Origin of the sequence: Bifidobacterium sp. ESL0682 (genome assembly GCF_029392815.1) — a bacterium.
Taxonomy (GTDB): Bacteria; Actinomycetota; Actinomycetes; order Actinomycetales; family Bifidobacteriaceae; genus Bifidobacterium.
In genome coordinates this window covers 387841-412200 of the sequence record NZ_CP113942.1, presented here as the reverse complement: position 1 = coordinate 412200, position 24360 = coordinate 387841, and the positions used below count along the sequence as shown (strand labels likewise).

22 protein-coding genes, 1 tRNA gene and 1 pseudogene are annotated in these 24360 nt (G+C 54.2%); 4 read left to right on the top strand and 20 right to left on the bottom strand.

The window, feature by feature from the left end; all coding sequences use genetic code 11:
- Positions 1-79 precede the first annotated feature (79 nt).
- From OZX57_RS01670 to OZX57_RS01645, 6 genes are all read right to left on the bottom strand, one after another.
- A complete protein-coding gene (locus OZX57_RS01670) occupies positions 80-745 on the bottom strand; it encodes a hypothetical protein (protein WP_277162462.1) in 666 nt (221 codons plus the stop codon).
- On the bottom strand, positions 649-1032 hold the full coding sequence (locus tag OZX57_RS01665; RefSeq protein ID WP_277162461.1) for a glycosyltransferase: 384 nt from the start codon (positions 1030-1032) through the stop codon (positions 649-651). Before OZX57_RS01665 ends, OZX57_RS01670 begins: the two co-directional genes overlap by 97 nt.
- A 57-nt stretch (positions 1033-1089) precedes the next feature.
- Positions 1090-1386, bottom strand: coding sequence for a hypothetical protein (locus tag OZX57_RS01660; RefSeq protein ID WP_277162460.1), 297 nt, complete (start codon positions 1384-1386; stop codon positions 1090-1092).
- A gap of 100 nt (positions 1387-1486) precedes the next feature.
- On the bottom strand, positions 1487-1957 hold the full coding sequence (locus tag OZX57_RS01655; RefSeq protein WP_277162459.1) for a glycosyltransferase family 2 protein: 471 nt from the start codon (positions 1955-1957) through the stop codon (positions 1487-1489).
- A gap of 243 nt (positions 1958-2200) precedes the next feature.
- Positions 2201-3259, bottom strand: a complete 1059-nt coding sequence (locus tag OZX57_RS01650) for a DUF4012 domain-containing protein (RefSeq protein ID WP_277162458.1) — start codon at positions 3257-3259, stop codon at positions 2201-2203.
- Positions 3256-3828, bottom strand: a complete 573-nt coding sequence (locus OZX57_RS01645; protein WP_277162457.1) for a hypothetical protein — start codon at positions 3826-3828, stop codon at positions 3256-3258. Before OZX57_RS01645 ends, OZX57_RS01650 begins: the two co-directional genes overlap by 4 nt.
- A gap of 221 nt (positions 3829-4049) precedes the next feature.
- Here OZX57_RS01645 and OZX57_RS01640 point away from each other — a divergent pair, with 221 nt between their 5' ends.
- From OZX57_RS01640 to OZX57_RS01630, 3 genes are all read left to right on the top strand, one after another.
- Positions 4050-4952, top strand: a complete 903-nt coding sequence (locus OZX57_RS01640; protein ID WP_277162456.1) for a hypothetical protein — start codon at positions 4050-4052, stop codon at positions 4950-4952.
- Positions 4886-5797 (top strand): sugar transferase, encoded by a 912-nt coding sequence (locus tag OZX57_RS01635; RefSeq protein WP_277162455.1) that lies wholly within the window; start codon positions 4886-4888, stop codon positions 5795-5797. Before OZX57_RS01640 ends, OZX57_RS01635 begins: the two co-directional genes overlap by 67 nt.
- A gap of 243 nt (positions 5798-6040) precedes the next feature.
- Positions 6041-7798, top strand: a complete 1758-nt coding sequence (locus tag OZX57_RS01630; RefSeq protein ID WP_277162454.1) for an MDR family MFS transporter — start codon at positions 6041-6043, stop codon at positions 7796-7798.
- Between the two features lie 61 nt (positions 7799-7859).
- On the opposite strand, the gene OZX57_RS01625 is transcribed toward OZX57_RS01630, so the two are convergent.
- From OZX57_RS01625 to dapE, 13 genes and pseudogenes are all read right to left on the bottom strand, one after another.
- A complete protein-coding gene (locus tag OZX57_RS01625; protein ID WP_277162896.1) occupies positions 7860-8567 on the bottom strand; it encodes an HNH endonuclease family protein in 708 nt (235 codons plus the stop codon).
- A 336-nt stretch (positions 8568-8903) separates the two neighbouring features.
- The gene (rplA, locus tag OZX57_RS01620; RefSeq protein WP_277162453.1) at positions 8904-9599 is read right to left on the bottom strand and encodes a 50S ribosomal protein L1; all 696 of its coding nucleotides are present in this window, start codon (positions 9597-9599) and stop codon (positions 8904-8906) included.
- Positions 9600-9613: 14 nt separating this feature from the next.
- Positions 9614-10096, bottom strand: a complete 483-nt coding sequence (rplK, locus tag OZX57_RS01615; protein ID WP_277162452.1) for a 50S ribosomal protein L11 — start codon at positions 10094-10096, stop codon at positions 9614-9616.
- A 330-nt stretch (positions 10097-10426) separates the two neighbouring features.
- A pseudogene (gene nusG / locus OZX57_RS01610) lies at positions 10427-11339 on the bottom strand (transcription termination/antitermination protein NusG).
- 30 nt (positions 11340-11369) lie between these two features.
- A complete protein-coding gene (secE, locus tag OZX57_RS01605) occupies positions 11370-11597 on the bottom strand; it encodes a preprotein translocase subunit SecE (RefSeq protein WP_277162451.1) in 228 nt (75 codons plus the stop codon).
- 29 nt (positions 11598-11626) lie between these two features.
- Positions 11627-11702: transfer RNA gene (locus OZX57_RS01600), tRNA-Trp, on the bottom strand.
- Positions 11703-11888: 186 nt separating this feature from the next.
- A complete protein-coding gene (locus OZX57_RS01595; protein ID WP_277162450.1) occupies positions 11889-13094 on the bottom strand; it encodes a pyridoxal phosphate-dependent aminotransferase in 1206 nt (401 codons plus the stop codon).
- Between the two features lie 109 nt (positions 13095-13203).
- Positions 13204-14331, bottom strand: a complete 1128-nt coding sequence (gene proB / locus OZX57_RS01590) for a glutamate 5-kinase (protein ID WP_277162449.1) — start codon at positions 14329-14331, stop codon at positions 13204-13206.
- A gap of 72 nt (positions 14332-14403) precedes the next feature.
- Positions 14404-16113, bottom strand: a complete 1710-nt coding sequence (obgE, locus tag OZX57_RS01585; RefSeq protein WP_277162448.1) for a GTPase ObgE — start codon at positions 16111-16113, stop codon at positions 14404-14406.
- Between the two features lie 179 nt (positions 16114-16292).
- On the bottom strand, positions 16293-16544 hold the full coding sequence (rpmA, locus tag OZX57_RS01580) for a 50S ribosomal protein L27 (protein ID WP_277162447.1): 252 nt from the start codon (positions 16542-16544) through the stop codon (positions 16293-16295).
- Positions 16545-16583: 39 nt separating this feature from the next.
- A complete protein-coding gene (gene rplU, locus OZX57_RS01575; protein ID WP_277143582.1) occupies positions 16584-16892 on the bottom strand; it encodes a 50S ribosomal protein L21 in 309 nt (102 codons plus the stop codon).
- A 211-nt stretch (positions 16893-17103) separates the two neighbouring features.
- Complete coding sequence (locus tag OZX57_RS01570) at positions 17104-20220, bottom strand: Rne/Rng family ribonuclease (protein ID WP_277162446.1); 3117 nt, start codon at positions 20218-20220, stop codon at positions 17104-17106.
- Positions 20221-20484: 264 nt separating this feature from the next.
- Positions 20485-21672 (bottom strand): succinyl-diaminopimelate desuccinylase, encoded by a 1188-nt coding sequence (gene dapE, locus OZX57_RS01565; protein WP_277162445.1) that lies wholly within the window; start codon positions 21670-21672, stop codon positions 20485-20487.
- 165 nt (positions 21673-21837) lie between these two features.
- Between dapE and OZX57_RS01560 the strand changes: the two genes are divergently transcribed.
- The gene (locus OZX57_RS01560) at positions 21838-22782 is read left to right on the top strand and encodes an AEC family transporter (protein ID WP_277162444.1); all 945 of its coding nucleotides are present in this window, start codon (positions 21838-21840) and stop codon (positions 22780-22782) included.
- A gap of 5 nt (positions 22783-22787) precedes the next feature.
- Here the strand turns inward: OZX57_RS01560 and OZX57_RS01555 are convergent, their stop codons facing one another.
- On the bottom strand, positions 22788-24272 hold the full coding sequence (locus OZX57_RS01555) for a Maf family protein (RefSeq protein ID WP_277162443.1): 1485 nt from the start codon (positions 24270-24272) through the stop codon (positions 22788-22790).
- Positions 24273-24360: the final 88 nt, after the last annotated feature.

Sequence of the window (24360 nt, the reverse complement as noted above, 5' to 3'; positions counted from 1 at the left end):
TTAACCGCCAAGCAGTCATCCGATTAATCTGTTCGATTTTATCATTCATATATATAAACGACAGAACTGTTATCATTTTCTAGCTATTAAAATGATATAAACGATACGTCAAAACCGCATAGATCTGGCCAATTTTCCTTGCACCTTTTTTCCATGCATCGCTTTTGAATAAGGAAAATAGACGAGGAATCAGACCCTTTTGGCCGATGGAAACAAAATAACTGAGGCATTCCAGTTTATCGGCATCAAGCCTGTCCCCATATATTTCTCTGAATGATGTGGCTTGCTGTACTGTTGCCCTGAAGCTGGAAACCATTTTTTTAGGCACCGAAACCGCTTTAAGAATTGAAAAACGTTTCGCTCCAATTGAATTATCCCCGTGTTGACGATAGAGGCTAGTCGCCTGAGGAACATACCCTATATGTCCAAAACCTGCAGCTATAAGAGATATCCACCAATCATGCATAATCATAAATTGACCGGACGGGGTTTCTTGCAGCAGATTCAGAAGCGCCCTATTGACCATCATCGTGCATCCAGCAGCAAAGGATTGGGCCATAACCTGTTTAAAGTCAGTCCGACTCGGATCGATATTCGAATAGGATTCAAACGAATCATTCATGGTTTTCAATGATGAATCAACTACTTTCATGTCAGTAAAAACCAATAATGGTATGTCGACACCATATTTTTCTCGAGCTGCTTCATCTTCTTGTATGTCAATTCGATTTTTGAAGGCAGCCAATAATCATCCTGATCGCAGAACATTGCATACTGCGCTTGGGTCTGCTGCGTGAGGAATAGGAAATTCCCTTTCGCCCCACCGAAACGAGGATGATCTTTAATGACATGAACATTCGGATATCGAAGTTGAAGTTCGTGTATATGCTTTATTGTCAAATCAGTTGAGCCATCATCGGAAATCAATATATTGAAATCATTCATTGTTTGTTTTTCCAAAGAAAGGACTTGCTCATCGATATATTCTTCACCATTGAAAGTAGCCAGCAAAACATCAACCGTATCTTGCACTGTATTCTCTAATCTCTGTTTCCGATATCTGGATAATCCTACTTTACTGATAACTCATTAACCTAGCTTACCAACTTTATTGCCGCAGTATCGAGCAACGCAATCAAAGAAGAAAGATAGGATTTCCGCATACTGTTTATCGTTGAACAGGTGTTTCATCACATACAGAACCATGCGCTTACCTTCTCCGTATTCGGAAGCGTTCATCAGCGCTGCTTTGTGCTTTTTCAGGAAGATACCAATCTCCTTGTTTCTTTGGTATTGCTGCTTCAACGAGAGATTATGAGAATGTATGACCTCAGCATTCGCTGCATAAGCAACTTTATAATTGGCACTAATGAATTTAGCGGCCATAAGCATATCCTCATTCGTATTGCATGAAGTATCGAAACCTCCGCACTCCAAGTAAGCCGTACGGCGATAAGCGCTACATACGTCCGAGGCAAAGAAAGTCTTAATTCCCAGCGTAGGCAAGGCAAGTCGATACATCACGAACGAATGAATCCGACGGATAATTAAACGCACGCACCAATTTTTCAAAAGCCCGAGCATCTGCACGCGGCAATTGACGACCCGAGACCATAGCAATCTTTCCATCGCTAAAAGGCTCCAACAAATTCTCTACATAATGCTCGTTTGCAGGAAGCGCATCCTGAGTCATAAAGAGGACATAATCGGTTTTGGTCATCAAAAAGGCCTTATGCCGAGTCCCACCATGATTGAACTCGGAACGTGGAATAACAACTACCCGTGCCCCGCACTTTTCCGCCAAATCCGCTGTGTTATCCTCAGAACTCGAATCAATCACCAAAACTTCATCCAACGGCAAGGATTGCCTGTTAAGAGCACCAATTAACTCACTTATGCTTTGAGAAGCATTTAACGTGGGAATAACCAGACTGACCGATGCCGAAACTTGCTCCACTGTAATAGCCTCCGTTGAATGTACTGATAATTATTTATTTTTGAGTAGAACCGTCAACATAAGTGACGCCAGGATTTTCCCAGCCCATTGGGCTCTGATCTACTTGCAAATCCGAAACGGCCTTTGACGATGTTACGACATCGAAAGAGAAAGTCACTGATTGACCAGGAGCGACTTGAACGACACCAGCGTAAAGTGGGACACCGTTCAATGTCTTTTGCTGCATCGTCTCGTCATAGCCTATTACTGAAAGATGACTGATGGATCCACCAGCTGGAGCATAAAGCAAGGTCTTTTCCACGCCATTCCCACGTGGTACACCCCCATACCCTTGATATAATCCGGTACAGACTGCAACTCTGCCTGGGTCATGGTATTAGTCATCGTATAATCCACATGGTAAGTACGAACGCCAGTAGAATTCGAACTTGTTCTGGTAATTTTCGACGTTTTATGAATGTACCAATCCATTTTCGACGCATTCTGCTCATTGGAATAAACCCCAATGGTTGGCTTTGCCTCATCATTGGGAGTGTGAGCGGTCAGCCCCGAAGATGCAAATTCCGATTCTATATTCGAATCGAACGCATACATTGAGAGGTGACGACCTGCAGCCATTTGACCGGATACACTCATAAGGCCCATCATCTTGCTCACATTCATATTGGCGAACAAAGAAGTAGTACTTTTGGCAGCCACCTGTCCGAAATACGAATCCTGTTGTGACGGAGGATACTCCTTGTATATAGTGTTCAACAAGAATTGAGCCGTATTATCACCGGTTAGCACACGTCCATCGTCAAGAGTAACGTTTCCACTCAATTTTATCATCGCTTGTAAATAAACAGGATCCATGGCGATTACACCGTCAATCGGCTGTTTCATGCCCCATGGTGTACGTTTCCAAACGGAGTTCACATTTTCGGCAAGACGTTGAGTATCAGGGCAAGAAGCCAAATCCTGCATCACCAAAGATTGATGCATCGGCCCCCATTGCCTGAATATTGCACTTTCACTTGGACTGACTTTGGCCATTCCATACGCTTGATACTCAGCATTGGGCCTAAATTTACCTATTGTAATTTTCCCATTATCAGTGGTGAGTACGCCTACTGAGCCAATCAAACCGCCAGAAGACCGAGCTTCCGAAGTGGTCATAGCTGTAATCGCATAGTTACGTTGCTGATTTGCGCCAAGAAAATCTGGCAACACTTGAAAAACATTCGATAGCTGGTCAAATTTCTGTGCAAGGGCGTCAAGCTTAGTTTTGGATGTTCCGTAAGCATCCCGTACTACTTTCAACTGAGCTTTTGCGCCGGCAACTGATTATAAGACGATACCTGGGTCTGCATAGCAGTGTTGGCAGTTTTTATCTGTTGCTGCGATTGAAGAATCGGCTGAAGATTAATCTGGCCATTGCCTTCGCTCAACTGTGCACTTTTAAGATTGTTGACAACATTCAGGAACTGTGGAATCGAATCATGCACAATGCTATTCACCGAAGACGTCATACCCTGCACCGTCTTGATATCATTGCCCACAAACGGGGCCTTGGCAGCCAGATTCCACAATTTTCCGTGAGCGATACTGTCGGCTTTTTGAGTCTCACTCTGGACTTGCGGTAATTTTTGGGAAACCTGATCAAGCGAATTGAGATCATTAGTACCAGAAAAGCCGCTGAGCATGGTCACAGCATTTTGTTCATGGGTCTTCACTTCTTTAGCCTGGCTATACATAACTTTGCCGCAATAAGCGCCAATTCCAGCCATAGCAAGTAACAGTACAAATATCACCAGTAACGCCCAAGGCCAAACACGATGACGATGCCTCGGCTGAATGGCTGCTAGATGTTGTCCTCTTGGCTCACGCATAGGTTTCCCCTCATTCATACGACCGTGAACCATTATCCACTACTGTCTCGAAATTTAGTGAGCCAACGCAGATTCTGCACAAACTTGGTATGCGCATGTCGATGTTCTGTGGGGAAATTGTGCAATTCCAAAATAAAAATCTTCGAAGTGACACCAATCAATCATTTCCAGACTGGACAGTATGTAAAATAAATGAAGCATTAAGAGAAGAAGGTATTGTAATGTTGCAAAGAGACAGATCAAGTAGCGATGTTCAGGCTTCTGCCACCGCGCAACTCAAAAAAGATACAGTAAAAGTTGAGGCTGCTAAGGATAAGAAAACATCCTTGCCTCCGATAACTCCGGTTGAGCGGACAGCATCATCGACTCTCCATCACCCAAAACCGTCCGTCGGCAACAGTTTCTTCGATGGCTCATACTTTCTTTCAGATAACAAAGGCGTATTCCACTCCAAAGCTGAAAATTCCAACCATCAGCTGTTGAACTATTCCATTCCCACATGGAGTATTATTTTCAACGCCACCTTAATTGCACTTGACGTTGTAATGACGCTTCTAGCAACACTATTCATATTAACTATTGAGCCCGATGCCTATGCAAATATACAAGGCAGTGGTACTAATCCAGGACGACTAAATGAATTTCTTGCGTTAATCTGCATTGCATGGGTCGCCAGCCTAGCCTCACAGCATATCTACCATCGACACGCAATGGGTGAAGGCTACGAGCTATACAGCGAAATCCTGAACGCTACTTTGGTTGATTTTGTCATCATCTGTATGTTCAGCTATATTTTCAAACTTGACATTCCCCGTTCGTTGACGATTCTCATACCACTATGTTCTTGTGTGTTCGAACTATTGGAGCGGTGGATCATGCGACGTTCTTTGCATCGTCATCGGCGTAAAGATACTTATATGTATGACACTGTGATTGTCGGTTCGCCCGAGGGAATCCATAAAGTCATTGCACAACTCAAGGAAAACCCCGGAATGGGTTACAAGCCCGTTGCTGTCTGTCCCGTTGTCTCTGTCTCGAATGGGAAAAAGATTCAAATTTGGCAGAGGCCCAGCAACTCGTATCCGTGCCATTCCGCAGCACTTGTCCAGAGGAAAAGAAGCTGAAAGTGCTGCCGATGGATTCCCATCTGCCACAAAAAGCTAAGGAGATCAAGGCACAGGCCATTCTCATCGCAGATGTCATGTCACGATATTCTGAGACGATGCGAACTTTCTCACTGGCGGTCGAGTCCATGGGCATCGAACTCGTACTTATGGCCAACGTTGCCGATATCGCATCCTCGCAACTGCATCTACGAAGCAATCCATCAATGCCAATGCTCACAGCGCGCTTGCCACAGTATTCCACACTGACCCGCTTCCTCAAACGTATATTCGACCTCGTAGGTTCCACCATAGCCATCATTATTTCCTCCCCTGTCATGGCATTTGTCGCTCTGCGAGTCAAAACCCAGGATGGCGGTCCAGCTCTGTATTCGCAACAACGTATCGGACTTTATGGCAAGCCGTTTACACTCTATAAGTTCCGTTCGATGCGCGTAAATGCAGACAAATATGACGAAGAAGTGGCGGAGGAAACCGGCAACGAACACGGTATCCTCTTCAAGGCCGAAGATGATCCACGCATCACGAAGTTCGGGCATTTTATACGCAAGACTTCACTGGACGAGTTTCCACAGTTCTTTAACGTATTCAAAGGCGACATGAGCCTTGTCGGTCCGCGTCCGCAACAGCAGTATGAAGTGGATCAATATGATTCCCTGTATTCGGCACGCTTGCTGGTCAAACCTGGTATCACCGGCCCTTGGCAGATTTCAGGACGTAACGCTTTGAATCAGGAGGAGAGCGAGCAGCTTGACATTTCGTATGTGGAAAACTGGTCATTCACCGGGGATATCGCCATTCTGCTCAAGACGGTGATGGCCGTCTTTCGTGGCACCGGAATGTAGCATTCGGCATCCGTGATTTTTGAAAATCCTGCAATAACATATTGCAGGATTTTTGCATTCCCATAATGAAACACAACGCTCCGGCCATCCGCCTGAGGGTGTAGGCTAAACCAGTTACTCTGGCGATATTGAAGGCCAAATCTTTTTCATTATCGTCATCATCGAACATTTTTGGATATAGTGGAATACGTATGCAAATAATCATGAAAATTTCCATGCAGCCAACAAGGAGCGATTAATCTCGTGGAATCACAAGCAAAGTCTTCCTCCAAACCAGCATTGTCGCAGGTCCTTACCAAAGAGGAATCATACGTCGATGGACATTTGAGCCATGCGGCCTTTGTATCCATCGCCATCCTCACGTTCATCACCTTCATCGGCAACTTCACCCAGCTGCAACTGAGCGCCGCGTTGCCGACCATCGTCCATGAATTCGGCATCAACGTGACCACCGGCCAGTGGCTGACCTCCGTCATCCAGCTTGTGCAGGGTGTCATGGTGCCGCTGACGGCCTATCTCACCCGGCGCTTCTCCACCCGCCAGATCGTTATCACCTCAATGAGCATCTTCACGCTGGGTTCGGTGCTCGCCTGGCTCGGACCCACCTTCACCCTCGTACTTGCCGGACGTACGCTCGAGGCCATCGGTTCCGGCGTGATGTGGCCGGTGCTGCAAATCATCGTCTTCTCGGTCTATCCGATGTCGAAGCGCGGTGTGGCTATGGGTACTGTTGGCGTGGCCATGAGCGTGGCCCCTGCCATCGGCCCGACCTTCGGCGGTTGGCAGACAGATTCCAGCGGCTGGCGTTCCATCTTCGTCTCGCTGACCATCGTCGGCGCTTTGGCTCTGGTACTTGCCATCTTCTTTATGCACAACTTCAGCGAACGTGACAACGACGCCAAGGCCGACTTCTTCTCGGTATGCCTTTCCGTTCTCGGTTTCGGTGGCCTGCTGTTCGGCTTTACCAACATCGAAACCTATGCGTTCTTCAACCCGATGGTCTGGCTGCCTATGACTATTGGTCTTATCGGCATCGTCTGGTTCGTCGTCCGTCAGCTCAAGGGCGCCAAACGCTACAAAGCTGAGCTTCGTACTCTGATTGCCGGCTTGGAAGAGAACGAACATCTTCAGGAAGAAGCGAACAAGCCCAAGAACGTTGCCGAACTGCGTGCAGCCATCAAGCGCCTGCGGGCCGATCCGGATTCCGCAGCTAAGGTCGAGGAACATTTCAAGACCCCTCAGGTTCGTGGACAAATCGAAAAAATCCGCAAGTTGCAGCCGCCGCTGCTTGATCTCACCGTGCTTAAGAACAAGAGCTTCAGGGTCGGCACCATTACGGCTGCTATGAGCTTCTTTGCCTTCAGTTCCATCACCGTTATCATTCCCCTGTTCATCCAGAACGATCGCGGCTATTCCGCGACCATCTCCGGCTTGGTGATGCTTCCGGGCGCACTCGGACAGTGCATATCCCAGTTCGGCGGCGGCAGGCTGCTCGACAGGTTCGGTGCGCGACCGGTGGCGTTGATCGGCTCCTTCACACTGATGACCGGTACCATCATGATGAGTTTCATCGGCATGGGCGTGCCCATCTGGTGGGTCTCGATTTGCCAGTTCATTCGCCAGATCGGTATGGGCTTCGTATTGATGCCCATCACAACCTGGTCGCTCAACTGCCTGTCCCCGGGAAATGTTTCGGCAGGTTCAGCCGTCACCAACACGGTTCGTCAGATATCCGGTGCCATCGGCGCACCTGTTCTGGTCATCCTCATGGAGGAGTTCACCAAGATCTTCCAGCGTTCGATGGGATCGAGCCATTCGGCCGCGATCCTCTCTAACGTCTACGGCATCAGGGTGTCGCTTATCGTCAGCTCGTTTATTGCGCTGGGTATGGTTCTGCTGGTCACCTTCGGTGTGCGAGGCCAAGGCGCCGGTTCGGCTCGTGACCTTGCCAATCGCACTCTGCGCCATGTCCGTGTTCCCCGCTTCCACACGCACAAGTAAAGCTCGATATTCCTGCTGATATAAGAATGCCGATGACATTTCAACATGTCATCGGCATTTTTCAGCTTTTAGGGACTTCCTGCGCAGGGCAGGTGCGCAGAACCTTTGAAATCGCTTGCTTTTCAGCGGTGGTGACGGTGAGATTATATTTCTGCTTGACACCAACCTGACGAGCGACATAGGAACACTGGAACGCTCGATTGGAAGGAAGCCAATAGGCTGCGGACGCAGAACTCTTTTCCTGGTTAGCTGGGCCATCGACGGCCAGCAGATTATAGGGATCGTTGCCATATTGCAGCTTTTTGGCCGAGTCCCATTTCTTGGCACCGGACTGCCAGGCGTTCTCGAGTGCCACTACATGATCGATCTGTACCGCTGCACTCGTCTGTTTGCCTCGGACAAAATGAATGGTCTTGCCCGTGTACGGCTCTTGCAACGTGCCGTATTTGACCTTACAAGTGCTAGGCGCTTTGTACTTCACATCCGTCATGTCGCGCTTGAGAATGTCATCGCGGATGGTGCAGCCATCACCATCGTCATCAGTCGTGTTGTAACCAAAAGAATCGCGGTTGTAGCCGTACGTGTTCGGGTGATCGTCCACCGTTAACGTCGACAGGACCTGAGCCACCGGTCCAGTAGCCACATACTGGCCGGTCATCTGCCCCAAAGGCTTGCTGATTTTCGGCAGCAACAGACCGGAACCGACGCCGATGAACACAGCCGCAACCAGCAAAATCAGAAATCGTGTCAGCAAACTGTCGAGATTAATTCTCCGACGCCGAAAATGAGCATTTCTGCCACTTCTGCCACGTTTTCCCGGCCGACGGCCGTAGTTATTTGGTCGAGACCCATTAGGCCCTTCACTGCCCCAAATAGACATGCTTTCTTATATATCCTTTCTCAATGTTTTCCATTGCAAACAAGATATGCAACAGGAATAATCATGAAACACTGATTAAGGAATATAAGAAACCAAGCAGAAACGCAAGAGCCAAGAGCGATTTTTAAGGAAAAATCAAGATTTCTTGACCCGCAAAACAAAAGTTGCCCGGCACCTCTTGCGAGGTATCGGGCAACTTAACTTATCGACTACGCTTCACATATTTCAGGCAAGCGGGGCGAGATCCAGCGGAACGCCGGGGCCCATCGTCGAGGTAATCGTCGCCTTGGAAATATAGCGGCCCTTCACAGTGGAAGGACGCAGACGCTTGATTTCCGCAGCCACAGCCTGGAAGTTCTCTTCCAGAGCCTTCTGATCGAAGGACTTCTTGCCGATGATGAACGACAGGTTGCCGTCCTTATCGACGCGGAACTCGATCTTGCCACCCTTGATGTCCTTGACAGCCTTGGCCACATCCATGGTCACGGTGCCAGTCTTCGGGTTCGGCATGAGGCCACGGGGGCCGAGCACGCGGCCCAAACGGCCGACCTTGCCCATCATGTCAGGAGTAGCAACCACGGCGTCAAAGTCGAGGAAGCCGCCCTGCACCTTGGCGACCATGTCGTCGTCACCGACCAAGTCGGCTCCGGCTTCGGTAGCTTCGGTAGCCTTCGGGCCACGTGCGAACACGAGGACCTTGGCGGTCTTGCCGGTGCCATTGGGGAGGTTGACCACGCCACGGACCAGCTGGTCCGCCTTGCGCGGGTCGACACCCAGGCAGTAAGTAGCTTCGATGGTCTCATCGAAACCACGTGCAGGCATGCTCTTCAGCAGTGCGATAGCTTCGGAAGCGGTGTACAGATTGCTGCCGTCGACCTTTTCGGCCGATTCACGATATTTCTTGGAATGCTTGTTAGCCATCTGTTTCTCCTCCCTCAGCCTTCGACCGTGATGCCCATCGAACGGGCGGTGCCCGCGATGATCTTCATTCCGGCCTCGACGTCGCGAGCAGACAGATCGGCCATCTTGGTCTCGGCGATCTCACGGACCTGAGCCGAGGTGACGGAACCGACCTTGTGGGTCAGCGGGTTATCGGTGCCCTTCTTGATACCGGCGGCCTTGAGCAGAAGTGCTGCTGCCGGCGGGGTCTTGAGGATGTAATCGAAGGAACGATCCTCGTAAACGGTGATCTCAACAGGGATGACCTGTCCCATCTTGTCCTTCGTCGCGTCATTGTAGGACTTGCAGAAGTCCATGATGTTGACGCCATGCGAACCGAGGGCAGGACCGAGCGGCGGCGCAGGATTGGCCTTGCCGGCCTCAATCTGCAGCTTGATCAGCGCAGTGACCTTTTTCCAGCCATAGAAATGGCTCCTTTTCGTTGTCCGTGCGGTAATAACGGTCGCCCACGACACCATGCGATATATCAGGTTCCGACAGTTTCCGTTGAGTGCCATCTTGCGATGGTCAACGAACCACGCTGCGATAAAACCGAAACCGACTATCACCAGTCTCGGTAAAACCATTGGTATATCAAGTGTCACGGGTCTCCTCCCGCAACTGATATTGCTGTGCTGTGCTAGCGGGTCTCCCCTCCAGACACAAGCCTTTCCATTATTCCAAGCCAGCACGACATAATGGCAATCACTTCACGGCCATCGGCATAGTAAAAACACCGTAAATACGAATGATGCCGCAGACCTTGCAATCTGCGGCATCAATTACTTAAAACTTAAGCGGAACGGAACTCAGACGATCTTCTCGACCTGGCCAAAGCCCAGCTCGACCGGTGTATCGCGGCCGAAGATGGAGACCAAGACAGTGAGCTTCTGGGTGGTGGGCTCGACGTCGGAAACCGCGCCGGCCATCGTGGCGAATGGGCCATCGATAACAGTGACCTGGTCGCCGACCTTGTAGGAGACCTCAACGGTGCGCTTCTTGGCAGCAGCAGGCTTGTCGCCCGCTTCCTTCAACGCTTCGGAAGCAATCATCGGAGCCATCATCTTGACGACTTCCTTGCGGCTCAGCGGTGCAGGATCCTTGGTGGGTCCTACGAAACCGGTGACGCCTTCCGTCTCACGGACGATGCGACGAGCGTTCTCATCAGGCCACATACGAATGAGCACATAACCGGGCACACGCACGCGGGTGACAACCTTCTTGCCCTTGTCCGTATGCTTCTCGACCTCTTCCATCGGAACTTCAATCTGGAAAATCTGGTCTTCGAGGCCATAGCTCTGGATACGGGATTCGACGTTGGTCTTCACACGCTTTTCATAGCCGGAATAGGTGTGGAGCACATACCACTTGCCATCCAAACCACGCAGGCTCTCTGGAAAACTCCTTGACGGCCTTTGCGCCGGCATCGTCAGCATCTTCGTTCTCAGCATTTGCGGCGGTGTCGCTAGTCGCCTCTGCAGCAGCTTCCCCGTCTGCTGATTCGGTAGCACTTTCGGATGTGTCATCAGAAACATCGGAATCCATAGCGGAAGCAGTATCTGCAGAATCATCGGAAGTCTTTTCAGCAACATCTGCGTTTTCGATACCGTCAACGGCATCAACCGCCGCGCTATCAACGCTAGAAGCCTCAGCCGCAGACTGATCGTCGCTCGGCAAATCGGGCAATGCGTCCAAGCCTTCGAGATTTACTTCATTATCCATACTGTTAGTCACCTTTAAAATCGTCTATGCTCAGCCGAAGATCCAGAGGATCAGCTTGCCAAGACCGAAATCCATACCTGAAACAAGAGCCATCAGAATAAGCACAAAAATGAACACCGCAACCGACCAACCGGCCAGTTCCTTGGCGCTCGGCGTGACGACCTTACGCAGTTCGTCAATAACCTGCTTGATGAACAAGCCGATACGCATAAAAATGTTCGGCTTGACGCTCTTTTCAGACTCTCGTGCCTTCGCCATATCCGTCCTTCGTTCGGCTTGTGATTACTTGGCAGGGAAGGCGGGACTCGAACCCACAACCTACGGTTTTGGAGACCGTTGCGCTACCAATTGCGCCACTTCCCTAGGTGAACTCTGTCCACAGTACTCGAAGCACGAGACCATGCAACATAAACCGCCGAAAGAATAGCTTAGCCGTTTTTCGCGATTTCGTCCACTCCACGTGTCGCATTTAAAAGATCAGGAAACAACGCTGATGTTGAAAGATGCCTGACCGAATCTGCAAACGTGGACGTTTATCGATATCGGTTCTCAGCCGACCCATTTTTTGAAACGACGCATGCCTTCGGCCAAATCGTCGTCGTCAAGCGCATACGAGAAACGCAGGAAGCCAGGAGCGCCGAACCCTTCTCCAGGGACGGCGGCGATATGGGCCTCTTCGAGCAGAAGCTCAGCCAGTTCGGAGGAGGTCTTGACAATCGAGCCGTTCTTGCCGAGAGGACGGTTCAACAATGCAGTGACATCGGCGAACGCATAAAAAGCACCTTTGGGAGTACGGCAGGTCACACCGTCGATGGCATTGAGATCGGAAACAATGGCTTTACGACGCTTGTCGAATGCCGTACGCATCATCGCCACCGCATCCAACGTTCTGGATACTGCCGTTAATGCGGCCTGCTGAGAGACGTCCGCAACATTTGAAGTCATATGACTCTGCATCTTGGCAGCGGCCTTGGCGACCGAAACTGGGCCTATGAGCCAGCCGACCCGCCAGCCGGTCATGGCATAGGTCTTGGCCACACCGTTCAGGACGATGAGCTGGTCGCGCAACTCCGGCACCAACGCGCCGATGTATGCAGTCTTTTCGCCATCATAGGTCAGATGTTCGTAGATCTCGTCGCTCAAGACCCACACGTGGTGTTCCAGGGCCCACTCGCCTACTGCGCGCAGTGTTTCCTCGCTCCAGACCGCTCCGGTTGGATTCGAGGGAGTGTTGATAAAGATGGCCTTGGTATGCGGCGTTCTTGCTGCCTCAAGCGCCTCGACCGTCGGTGCAAAACCGTTTTCCGCACCGCTGAAGACAGCGACGGGCGTGCCACCTGCCAACCTCACGGCTTCGGGATAGGTGGTCCAATAGGGCGCAGGAATAATAACCTCGTCGCCAGGATTGATGAGAATCTGCAATGCCTCGTAAACCGCTTGCTTGCCACCATTGGTCACCACGACCTGGTCGGGTGAGACTTCGTAACTAGAGTCGCGCAACGTCTTTTCGGCGATGGCCTTGCGCAGCGCCGGCAGACCGGGAGTCGGGGTATAGCGATGATTCTTTGGATCTCGGCAAGCCGCCGCAGCAGCGTCAACGATATAATCGGGAGTCGGGAAATTGGGCTCGCCAGCACCGAAACCGATGACATCGATACCGGAGGCCTTCATCTCCTTCGCCTTGGAATCCACGGCCAATGTAGCGCTCGGCGCCACGGAATTCACACGGTCACTCAACGTCTGCCACTCTGCCATTTTTATCTCCCACGTTCTTGGTGGTTATTACCACTTTAAGACTAGACCGCAGTGACGAATTGGTAAGACGAACAGCAGCATGGAGCTCGGAATATGGACCAAAAATGCTTTACAACAGCACCAAATCGTCGCGATGAACCAGCGGGTGGGCATACTCCTCGCCAAGCAGACGCTTGAGCTGGGAAGTGTCGCGGCCGAGGGTATGCGGAATCTCATCGGAATCGAAGCCCGAGAGACCTTTGGCGATGTGGTTGCCGTTCTCGTCGTCAATCCAGACCGGATCGCCGGCGGAAAACTCGCCATGCACTTCTAATACACCGGCTGCCAAAAGACTGGCCTTGCCACCAAGAATCGCCTTGATTGCGCCTTCATCGCCGACCAACGACCCACGCGGGTTCGCAGCGAAACCGATCCAGAGACGACGCGAGGAATCACGGTGGGCTGACGGCGCGAAGGCAGTTCCCGTAGGCCTGCCGTCTAGCGCCCCTTCAATATTGTCGGCACTGGTAAGCACGACGGGAATACCGGAATTGACCGCTATACGCGCCGCCTCCAGCTTGGTGACCATGCCGCCACTACCGACACCCGACGAGCTGCCGCCTACCGCAACGTTGTCGAGAATCTCGTTGGCATCGGCTACAAAACCGACCCGTTTAGCCTCCGGTTTGGAAGGCGGAGCAGTGTAAAGGCCGTCAACATCGGTCAGAAGTACCAAAGCATCGGCACGTACCAGATTGGCCACCAGTGCAGAAAGATGGTCGTTGTCGCCAAAACGAATCTCGTTGGTTGCCAATGCATCGTTTTCGTTGACAATCGGAACCACGTTAAGATCAAGAAGCCGCCGCAACGTGCGTTGGGCGTTGCGGTAGCGCGAGGCGTGCATGGTGTCGTCGGCAGTGAGCAGAATCTGGCCGACACGCACACCGTAACGGGCGAAACCGGTTTCGTAATGTTGCATCAATACGCCTTGGCCCACCGATGCCGCAGCCTGCTGGGTCGAGACATCGTCCGGTCTTGCGTCGAATCCCAATGGGCCAAAACCTGCGGCGATGGCACCAGACGAGACCAGCACCATACGGGTGCCGCGCTTGGCATGCTGCGCCAGAACCTGGACGAGCGCACCGACCTTATCCACATCCAAATGGCCGGAAGGCTTGGTCAGCGAGCTCGAACCGACCTTCACCACGACGGTCTGTGCGGCCGCGACCGCAGCTCGCACCTCATGTTCTGTCTGCATCTGGTTTCCCGACATTTCAGCCAAGCCTCTTGATTATTGCGTTATCGTTCCTGAAGAACCATCTTACGAACCTTATTTTTCGCTGGTTCCAGACTCGTGTTCGTCGTCGGAATGGTGGCCACCGAGAATCGCGTGTTCGTCGTGACGATCGTCATCGACGCTCGGGTCGGCCCAGTGGCCGGCGGTGCGTTCCTGACGCATGGCCTCACGCACGGCGGTCTTGGCATCCATCATCTCGTGATACTGACGACGACGCTCGGCATTGGTACGACGACGGACACGATTGCCATCGGCTCCATCATCCAAGCGCAAATCCTTGCCACGAGCGCCCAGCTGGGCACCATCGAGCATTTCAGCGCCGGCGGCGATGGTCGGGTCCCAATCGAACGCAACCGCGTTGTCGCCCTTACCGATACGCACTTCGTCACCCGGCTTGGCTCCGTGACGACGCAAGTCGTCCTCGACACCCAAACCTGCCAAGCGGTCGGCAAGATAGCCGACGGCTTCGTCGTTGTCGAAATTGGTCTGTCGCACCCAGCGTTCCGGCTTAGCGCCGGTGACGGTGAACCACACGTCTCCATTGGGGTTGCTTTCGCGCTCAACATGGAAATCGAGCGATGTACCCCGTTCATCGTCGGCACGACGGCGACGACGCGTTGGCTGCTCCAACGGCTTGATGACCACGCGTTCCTCGTCGCGCTCGGCCTCTTCCTCAGCCAACTTCGCACGGAGTTCGGTGACCATCTTGCCCAAGGCGAAACCAAGTTCCTTCAAGCCCTCATGCGAAGCAGTGGAAACGATGAAGACTTTGAGTCCCATCTTTTCAAACTCAGGACGCACGAATTCAGCAAGCTCCTTGGCCTCGGGCACATCGGCCTTGTTGAGGATAATGACACGCGGACGATCGGGAATCGGAATGACGCCAAGCGGCAACTTCAGCTGGGCAGCGTATTTCGCCAGTTCGTCTTCCAGTGCGTGATAGTCGGAAATCGGATCACGGTCTGGCTCAAGCGTCGCGCAATCGATGACGTGCGCGATGATTTCGGTGCGCTCGATATGACGCAGGAACTCGAGACCAAGACCCTTGCCTTCCGAAGCTCCGGGAATTAGACCTGGCACATCGGCAATCGTATAGCGATATTCCTCGAGACTGACCACGCCAAGGTTCGGCACGAGAGTCGTGAACGGGTAATCGGCGATTTTCGGCTTGGCTGCACTCATCGCAGCGATAAGACTGGACTTGCCGGCCGACGGGAAGCCCACTAACGCCACGTCGGCGATGGATTTGAGCTCCAGAATCACGTCGCGTTCCTCGCCTGGCTCACCGAGTAAGGCGAATCCAGGGGCACGGCGCGTTTTGTTGGCCAGCGCGGCGTTGCCCAGGCCGCCCATACCGCCTGCCGCGGCAACGAACTTATCCCCGGCATGGCGCAAATCAGCCAGTTCGCGGCCGGGGCGCTTGGCCTTGCCCTGGGCACCCTTGGCTTCGAAAATCACGGTTCCCGGCGGAACGGGTAGCACCACGTCGGCGCCTTTCGAGCCGTCTTTGGTGTCTCCCAAGCCCATCGTGCCGCTTTCAGCCTTACGATGTGGAACGAAACGATAATCCAAAAGGTTGTTGGCGTTGGCATCGGCCACGAAAATGACGGAACCGCCGTCTCCGCCGTTGCCGCCGTTCGGACCAGCCAACGGTTTGTATTTCTCGCGCTTCACGCCTGCGGAACCGTTGCCGCCATCCCCGCCCTTGACGTGGACGGTCACTCTATCTACAAAGTCTGTCATATTTCCTTACCTTACCGGTGGGTATTCATCTTCCCATACCCCCACCGACGAGACGAGGGATTATCGTTTTGGGCAAAAGTCACCATGCTTGTATAGCACGAGTTCAATTATCGATACATGCAAAAAGGTCGCACCCGTTCGGGGTACGACCTTTTGTTAAAAGCTAGCTAGCTCGGGTCTCACTCGGAGACTACGTCGACAACCTTGCGGTCGCGGCGAACGCCGAACTTCACATTGCCGTCGGACAGCGCGAACAAGGTGTGATCCTTGCCGGTGCCGACGTTCTGGCCGGCGTGGAACTTGGTGCCACGCTGACGAACGATGATGTTGCCGGCGACGACAGCCTCGCCACCGAACTTCTTGACGCCCAGGTATTGCGCGCTTGAATCGCGACCGTTGCGGGAAGCGGATGCGCCCTTCTTATGTGCCATTGTCTGTTCCTTTCAGTCCTTAATTACCGTAACCCGAAATCAGGCGATTGCCGTGATCTTGATGACGGAAAGCGGCTGACGATGACCCTTACGACGGGCGACACCAGTCTTGTTCTTGAACTTCTGAATGTTGATCTTCGGACCCTTGGCCTCATCGTCAACAACCTCAGCCTTGACGGAAACCTTGGCAAGATCCTTGGCGGCGAGCGTCACCTTGGCGCCGTCGACCACGAGCGCGACCGGGAATTCCACGGTATCGCCCTTCTTCGCATTGAGACGGTTGACCAGGATGACGTCACCGACCTCGACCTTTTCCTGATGGCCACCGGCCTTCACAATCGCGTACATATCTCGTTCCTTGCTATTTCGAAAGCTAAACTGCCCAGCACGTCTTCGACTTCCACGGCCAGACACCAGTCTTTTAGAGTACACCGACCCACGTACTAACGTCAATCAATGATAACGGCATGTCGGTACGTTATGGCCGGGTTAGGGTGTTGCATTCCCGATTTCGCCAAAGACAGGCGAAAGCGAAACCGGGAACTCCGGACTGGTTGCCTCAGTCCTCTTGCATCGAGGACTCGGAATTCGTATCCACTTCAGCAGACGAATCCGAATCGGACACATCTTCCTTGTCATCGTCATTAGCTGCCACCGCAGCTGCCGCAATCTGCGCCAGCTTGGCCTTGACCGCCGGGCTGGAACCCTTCGGAGCCTGCACCTCGGGAGCACTGCCGTGGCCGTGCTTGTTGGTGTGGACGAACGGATCGCCGCCCTTCATGGCGTAGGGATCGGAGTAATCGGCGGAAATCGTGGGCTCGTCGTGGAGAATGAAGCCGCGGCCCTTGCAGGTCGGGCATTCCTCGGAGAACGCTTCCACCAGTCCCTGGCCGATACGCTTACGGGTCATCTGTACAAGGCCCAGTGAGGTGACTTCAGCCACCTGATGCTTGGTTCGGTCACGCGCGAGGCATTCGACCAGGCGACGCAGCACGAGGTCGCGGTTGGCGGGCATCACCATGTCGACGTAATCAATCATGATCATGCCGCCGATGTCGCGCAGACGCAGTTGACGGGCGATCTCTTCGCTCGCTTCGAGGTTGCAACGGGTGACCGTCTCCTCGAGCGACTTGCCTTTGCCGATGAATCGGCCAGTGTTGACATCGATGGTGGTCATGGCCTCGGTGCGATCGATGACGATCGAACCGCCGCTGGGCAGGTAGACCTGACGCTCCATGCCCTTGCGAAGCTGGGAATCAATCTGCCACTTATCGAACACATCCTTGCCCTGATGCTCTTCCGGATCCCACTTCTCGAGGCGATCCTTGAGGTCGGGAGCCATGGTGTCGAGGTATTCCTCGATGCGATCGTAGACCTTGTCACCCTCGACGATGAGCTTGGAGAAGTCGTCGTTGAAGATGTCGCGCACCACGCGGATGGCGACGTCGGGCTCACCTTGCAGCAGCTTGGCGCGCTTGCCGTTGTGATAAAGCTTGCGCTTGTCTTCAATCTTGCTCCACTGGCGCTGCAGGTTCTCGAGATCCTTCTTGAGTGCCTCTTCACTGGCACCGTCGGCGGCGGTACGGATGATGACGCCCATATCCTTCGGAGCGATCTTGGAGACGATGGACTTGAGCCTACCGCGTTCGCGTTCGGGCAGCTTACGGCTTACACCGGTCATGCCGCCGGAGGGAACAAGCACCAGGAAACGGCCCGCAAGAGTAACCTGAGAGGTCAGACGTGCACCCTTGTGGCCAATCGGATCCTTGGTGACCTGCACCAGCACCGGATCACCGGACTTGAACGCCAGCTCGATGCGGCGCGGCTGACCTTCGAGACGCGTGGTGTCCCAGTTAACTTCGCCGGCATAAAGCACACCGTTGCGCGGCTGGCCGATGTCGACGAACGCGGCCTCCATGCTGGGCAGCACGTTCTGTACGCGGCCCAGGTAGATGTTGCCGACGGTGGCGACTTCCTGGATATCGGAAACGTAGTGCTCGACGAGCACGTTGTCTTCGATCACGGAAATCTGAGTGTGCTGGCCTCTTTCACGCACGACCATCAAGCGATCGACGTTCTCGCGACGGGCGAGAAAGTCCTGCTCGATCAGCTGGTTCTGACGGCTGCGTTCGCGGCGGTTGTCGCGGCGGCGCTGCTTCTTGGCCTCGAGACGGGTGGAGCCTTCGATGTCGGTGATTTCGTCGATATACTGCTGCTTGCGCGAGCGACGAGAATTGGAACGCGACGAATCGCGACCACTATCGTTTTCCTCGCCCTTGGAACCGCGGTGACGGCGACGACGACGGGTCAGCGGCTGATCGTCGCTTTCCTCATCGGATTCACGGCGCCTACGGCGGCGGGTCTCGCCACGGCTTGACGAATCCTCATCACGTTCGCTGCGCGAACCACGAGAACGGCTGCTACGGCTTTCGTTCTCTTCTTCCTCATCCTCGTCTTCATCACGTTCGCTGCGGCTGGAACCACGTGCACCACGGGAACGACGTGAGCTACGCTCGGACGGACGTTCACTGCCGCGTCCTCGACGCGACCTCGCTTCGGACTGTTCGGCTTCAACATCGTCAATCGGGCGATAGATGATGTCGTCATCCTCGAGGTCTTCCTCGATCTGTTCAATCTCATCGGCGGCATGCCGTTCCTCGGCATTGAGCCTGCGGCGGCGATGCGTGCGGCGCTCGGTGCGCTCGGCTGCCTCTTCGTCATAAATATCATCGTCATCATCACGGCGCGAACGACGGACAGAACGCGAGGAGCTTTCATTCTCGTCCACATAATCGCGGTCGTTCGAACGGCCTCGCCTGGAGACGGACCTGCTACCACGTTCTGCGCGAGGTTCATCCGAATCCTCATCAGCGAACTCGGCACCGCGACGCGAGCGGGTGGTACGAGAGGAACGCGAGGAACGACGAGACCCGCGCTCCACACGGCGCTCATCATCCTCGTTCTCTTCCTGGCTACGGGAACGGGTGCGCCGACGAGTTCCCTTCGACTCATCCTCATCATCTTCAACGCCCGGAAGTACCGGTTCCTGGAAGAGCAGTGAGGTCATCGGACGAGGCGTATGGCGGCTTTCGTGGCCTTTCGGCAATCCTTCAACGGCGTCGATAGCACGATCTTCGGTCGCTTCAATCTTGAATTCCACATCATCATTTGCCGGTGCAGAGTTTTTGGACACGCTGCGGGAACGGGAGCGACTGGTACGACGGCTGCGGTTCGACGTAGCTTCCATATCGTCGTCATCGTTTCTGGCACTACGGCTTCGTGCTCGAGAATCGTCATCGAGTGCTTCGTCGTCACGAACACGGCTACGCGTACGGGTCCTTTTCGCTGCCGTTGAAGAGCGGGTATTCGATGCGGATTTCCGCGTTCCTGCGCTCCGAGTTTTCACCGTTTCCTTGGCAGAGGCATCGTCTTCGGACGTTTCCTTGACATTCTCCGTCGATTTGGCGCTCTCGCGTTCCTCGACCTTCAACGCCACATCGGCATCGGCCGCGCCTGCGCCACGAACCACACGGCGGCGGACCACACGATGGCGTTTAGTGGGTTCGGTGTCGTTCGAAGAAGATGCAGAAGATGAATTGATATCGCTTAATTTGGCGTCGTCGATTTGATCGACCCCGCCTCGGGTTGTTCTGGGCACAATGCTCCTTGGCGACATGCTGCAACCATGTCGGCTTATCCGGCCGTCTACGGCTCTCACGCCACGCTCTCACCGCGGCCACGCAACAATTGCGCTCGTAGCCAGCATTTCTAAAAGTCATACGTTCACGACAGCGGACACCGGCACTTGCGGATTGACACGCGAGGGGATCAACGCCATCGGAATTCGGCAACTTGCAGAATTACCTGCGTTTATTGTACGTCAATCACGCGCCATTATGATCGGAATTATCATATTGACCGCAAATTCAACACCAAACCGTCAGCGCAGCCAACTTCCAAGAATGTCGGCCATCAGCGTGAGCTGGCTTTCCGGAATTTGCTCATCGGCCTTATGCGCCAGCAACGGTGAACCCGCGCCGAGATTGACGGCAGGAACGCCGATCGACGAGAAACGGGCGACATCGGTCCAGCCAAGCTTCGCCTGAGGTGCGAGCCCGGTTTGCTCTTCGACCAACTTGGCCAGGGAACGTGTCAGCGGGGCATCCATGCCCGGGCGCGCGGACGGAGATTCGTCCTTCATCTCGATATCGAAACCTTCAAACATGCCTCCGGTGGCCTTGTGCTCGCCGTTGCCCATCTCGGCACCGGAATCGGCCCCCATCATCAGCGCCTTGGCAGCCGGCAGGTCCTTGTCGGGCGCGAAACGGTAATTGACGTGAATACGGCATTCGTCGGGAATGACGTTGGTGCCTTTGCCGCCGGAAATCAGAGTGGCGTTGACACCTTCGCGGTAGGTCAGCCCGTCCACTTCCACGTCTTGGGGAACATAGGCGGCAAGCCGGTCAAGCACCGGTGCGGCCTTGTGGATGGCATTCTCGCCCATCCATGCGCGGGCGGAATGCGCGGCGACACCGTGGGTGACGACGTCGAAACGCATGGTGCCGTTGCAACCGCCTTCGATACCGCAATCGGTCGGCTCGCCGATGATGGCGAAATCGCCCTGAATCCAGTCGGGATGAGCCTTGGCGACCTTGCCCAGTCCATTCTTTTCCGCCACGACCTCCTCGTGGTCGTAGAAGACGAATGTCAGATCGTATTTCGGATCCGTCATCGTTGCAGCGAGATACAGCATCACCGCGTCGCTAGCCTTCATATCCGTCGCACCGCGTCCGAACATCACACGATCTGCAGGATACGCCTTCGCCACATCCTCACGGATGCGCTTGTCACCCGGCTCGAGCCAGACAGGCGGGAAGTTGTCGATGACCGGAACCGTATCGAGATGGCCGGCAAGCACGACCCGCTGCTCACGACCCAACGAAGTCGACGCAACCACCGTGTCACCCATGCGGTGAACCGTGAGATGAGGCTGACTACGCAAAAACTCCTCAACCTCGTCGGCGAGCGCCGTCTCATCGTCGGAGACGGAATACGACTTCATCAATGCTTCGAACAACCCGACCAGCGCAGCCTCGCGCGTGGCTCCCTGCTTTATCGTCAAACTCATGGTTTCATCCTAGCGAACCCGTGCCCTATTCCGCAAAGGCAAAGGACCGCATAAGTTATTGAACAGATGACGTCCACATGATATACATCTTCACAAATCGCCGACAACGAGGCACTATATTAAGGTAGTCGTGGTTTTATTTCAGCCACACAAAGGGAGAGATTCATGGGTCTGCTGAGCGCGATGCAAGGGTTCGTGGTTATCGCCATCATCATCGGCACCGGCTATGTAGCCGCACGTTTCAACATCGGCGGACCGACCGCGCAGATGGTGCTGAACCGCTACGCGTTCTTCGTCACCAACCCGTTCTTGATGTTCGCGATCCTTTCCAAAGAGCCAATCTTGGAAATCTTCCACCCCTCGATTATCGTCGCATTCTTCTCGGCATTGGCTGTAGGTGTGCTCTTCCTGATCTTGAACAAGATGTTCTTCCATATGGGTCCGGCCGACGCCACAGTGGGCGCGCTCAACTCGCTCTATCTCAATTCCAACAACATCGGTTTGCCCATCGCTACCTACATTCTCGGCAACCCTGCGCTGGTCGCGCCGATTCTGGTGATGCAGCAGGCGATTTTCACGCCTATCGCCTTGACCGTGCTCGACTACACGACCACCGGCAAGATGTCGCTCAAGAAGGCACTGATGCAACCGCTGCACCAGCCGCTGCTCATCGGCTCACTTGGCGGGATTCTGGTTTCGGCCATCAGCGCTTGGATCGGCTACTATCCGATTCCGAAATTCATCTACGACCCGGTCAACATGATCGGGCAGGCGGCTGTGCCGATGATCCTGATGGCGTTCGGCATGTCGCTGCATGGTTCCCAGCCGATGCAGAACAACAAGAGCTCGCGCTCGGCTGTCATTGCGGTCACCGTTCTGAAGAACGTGGTGATGCCGCTCATCGCCTTCCTCATCGCGTTCTTCATCATGGGCTTCCGCGGCAAGGTGCTTTACGCCTGCGTCGTGCTCGCGGCGCTACCGGCAGGCCAGAACGTCTACAACTACGCGGCCCGCTACAACGTCGGCATGACCTTCGCCCGCGATGGCGTGCTGATTTCCACGATCACCAGCCCCATTGTCATCGCCATCATCGCGGCACTGCTAAGCTGACGCCTCTACCGGTTGTGGTAATCAGCAGCCAGAATGTTGAGACGCTCGACGAAATGGGGCCAATCGGCGTTCATTGCAGTCAAGAGCTTGCGCTTGGGAACCTCATCTACCGGAATCCATGCGATTTCCATGCTTTCGTCGTCGTTGGGACGCGGATTGACCTCGTGGCCCGGCTTTTCAAAGGCGAAAACCGTGGTGTAGGCCCACGGGCCGTGTTCCTCACGATGCGTGCCGATGACCTCGATATCCTCCGGAGTGAAGTTCGCTTCCTCGTAGCTTTCACGCAACGCGCCCTCGATTGGACTTTCGCCATCGGCGAGCGCCCCGCCGGGAATGCCCCACGTGCCGCCCTCCGCACTCCACATCGCCCGATGCTGCATGACAATATCGGTGACTTCGCCAGTTTCCTTGCTACGACGAGCGAGCAGCACACCGGCAGCACCGTTCAGACCCCAGTGGCGACGGCCGCAGGCGCAATCCACCCACCCATCACCGGGCTGATGAACATTGTCTTTCGGCGGAACCACCGATGCGGCCTGCTCTTGAATGGTATCGACCTCACCTTTAGCTGAATCGACCGAAGCTGACTTGGCTTGACCTGCCAAGTTCACCGCAGCTACTCTGCCGAGACCGACATTCCACAGATCCGTCCATGCCACGCCCATCTTCTCGACCATGCGACGCAGCAGTGGCAGGCTCAGGCCAAGCACACCGCTAGGGTCGCCGTCAACGCCGTCAATGAACGCGCCGCCAAGGCCTTCCAGCGTAAAGCAACCGGCAACTTCCAACGGCTCGCCGGAGGCGATGTATGCCTCGATGTCACGGTCGGAATAATCACCAAAACGCACCGTGGCACGACTGGATTCGAGCTCCTGGCGACCGGTGGCGAAATCAATCAAGCAATGACCGGTCCACAATTCCCCCGACTTGCCACGCATGGCGCGCAGCCGTTCACATGCGACCTCCGGGGTATGCGGCTTGCCCAGTGCCTTGCCCTCAAAGAGGAACATGGAATCGCAACCGATAATCAACGGCCCAACTTCGGCATTGGCAAACCCTGGATGCTCAGTCAACGCTACCTTCATCGGCTCGGCCTCGACCGGCACCGTGACGTCAGAAAAATCGCGAGTTATCGTCGTCACATCGCCATTCGCCGGCTCCAAATCCGCTTGGGCTGCCTCGTCAGCGGAATCATCGTCCGTCACCGCTTGCAGTGGATAGGCGGTCACCTGCTCACCACCGGCGTCCTTTGCGGTCTCGGCAACCTGCCGATAAGCCTGATAGACGCTCTGCGCCTTAGCCTGCGCCAGAATCATCACGCGCTGCTCGCAGCTGAGATCTTCGACCGTGACGCCACGCGCCTTCGCCTCGGCGGCGACGGCAGCCGGCTCATCGACGTGCGAGACGTGGATGGTCGGGCTGATGCCAGCGGCATTGAGCACATTGCGTCGCGAGGGCGACTGCGAGGCGAGAATCAGCGGAATCGACATAACACTCCAAACATTTCACCGGCTCGACCGGCACACAACATATCTACTGCTACCCTACCCAAATCCCGTGTCTGATGTCAGGGCAAAT

Excerpts from the sequence above, each read along its gene's own strand:
- OZX57_RS01570 (WP_277162446.1), bottom strand. The coding sequence starts at position 20,220 with ATGTCGCCAAGGAGCATTGTGCCCAGAACAACCCGAGGCGGGGTCGAT.
- OZX57_RS01645 (WP_277162457.1), bottom strand. The coding sequence starts at position 3,828 with ATGCGTGAGCCAAGAGGACAACATCTAGCAGCCATTCAGCCGAGGCAT.
- OZX57_RS01660 (WP_277162460.1), bottom strand. The coding sequence starts at position 1,386 with ATGGCCGCTAAATTCATTAGTGCCAATTATAAAGTTGCTTATGCAGCG.
- proB (WP_277162449.1), bottom strand. The coding sequence starts at position 14,331 with ATGCAGACAGAACATGAGGTGCGAGCTGCGGTCGCGGCCGCACAGACC.
- OZX57_RS01555 (WP_277162443.1), bottom strand. The coding sequence starts at position 24,272 with ATGTCGATTCCGCTGATTCTCGCCTCGCAGTCGCCCTCGCGACGCAAT.
- secE (WP_277162451.1), bottom strand. The coding sequence starts at position 11,597 with ATGGCGAAGGCACGAGAGTCTGAAAAGAGCGTCAAGCCGAACATTTTT.
- rpmA (WP_277162447.1), bottom strand. The coding sequence starts at position 16,544 with ATGGCACATAAGAAGGGCGCATCCGCTTCCCGCAACGGTCGCGATTCA.
- rplU (WP_277143582.1), bottom strand. The coding sequence starts at position 16,892 with ATGTACGCGATTGTGAAGGCCGGTGGCCATCAGGAAAAGGTCGAGGTC.
- OZX57_RS01640 (WP_277162456.1), top strand. The coding sequence starts at position 4,050 with ATGTTGCAAAGAGACAGATCAAGTAGCGATGTTCAGGCTTCTGCCACC.
- OZX57_RS01595 (WP_277162450.1), bottom strand. The coding sequence starts at position 13,094 with ATGGCAGAGTGGCAGACGTTGAGTGACCGTGTGAATTCCGTGGCGCCG.
- obgE (WP_277162448.1), bottom strand. The coding sequence starts at position 16,113 with ATGACAGACTTTGTAGATAGAGTGACCGTCCACGTCAAGGGCGGGGAT.
- rplA (WP_277162453.1), bottom strand. The coding sequence starts at position 9,599 with ATGGCTAACAAGCATTCCAAGAAATATCGTGAATCGGCCGAAAAGGTC.
- dapE (WP_277162445.1), bottom strand. The coding sequence starts at position 21,672 with ATGAGTTTGACGATAAAGCAGGGAGCCACGCGCGAGGCTGCGCTGGTC.
- OZX57_RS01560 (WP_277162444.1), top strand. The coding sequence starts at position 21,838 with ATGGGTCTGCTGAGCGCGATGCAAGGGTTCGTGGTTATCGCCATCATC.
- rplK (WP_277162452.1), bottom strand. The coding sequence starts at position 10,096 with ATGGTGTCGTGGGCGACCGTTATTACCGCACGGACAACGAAAAGGAGC.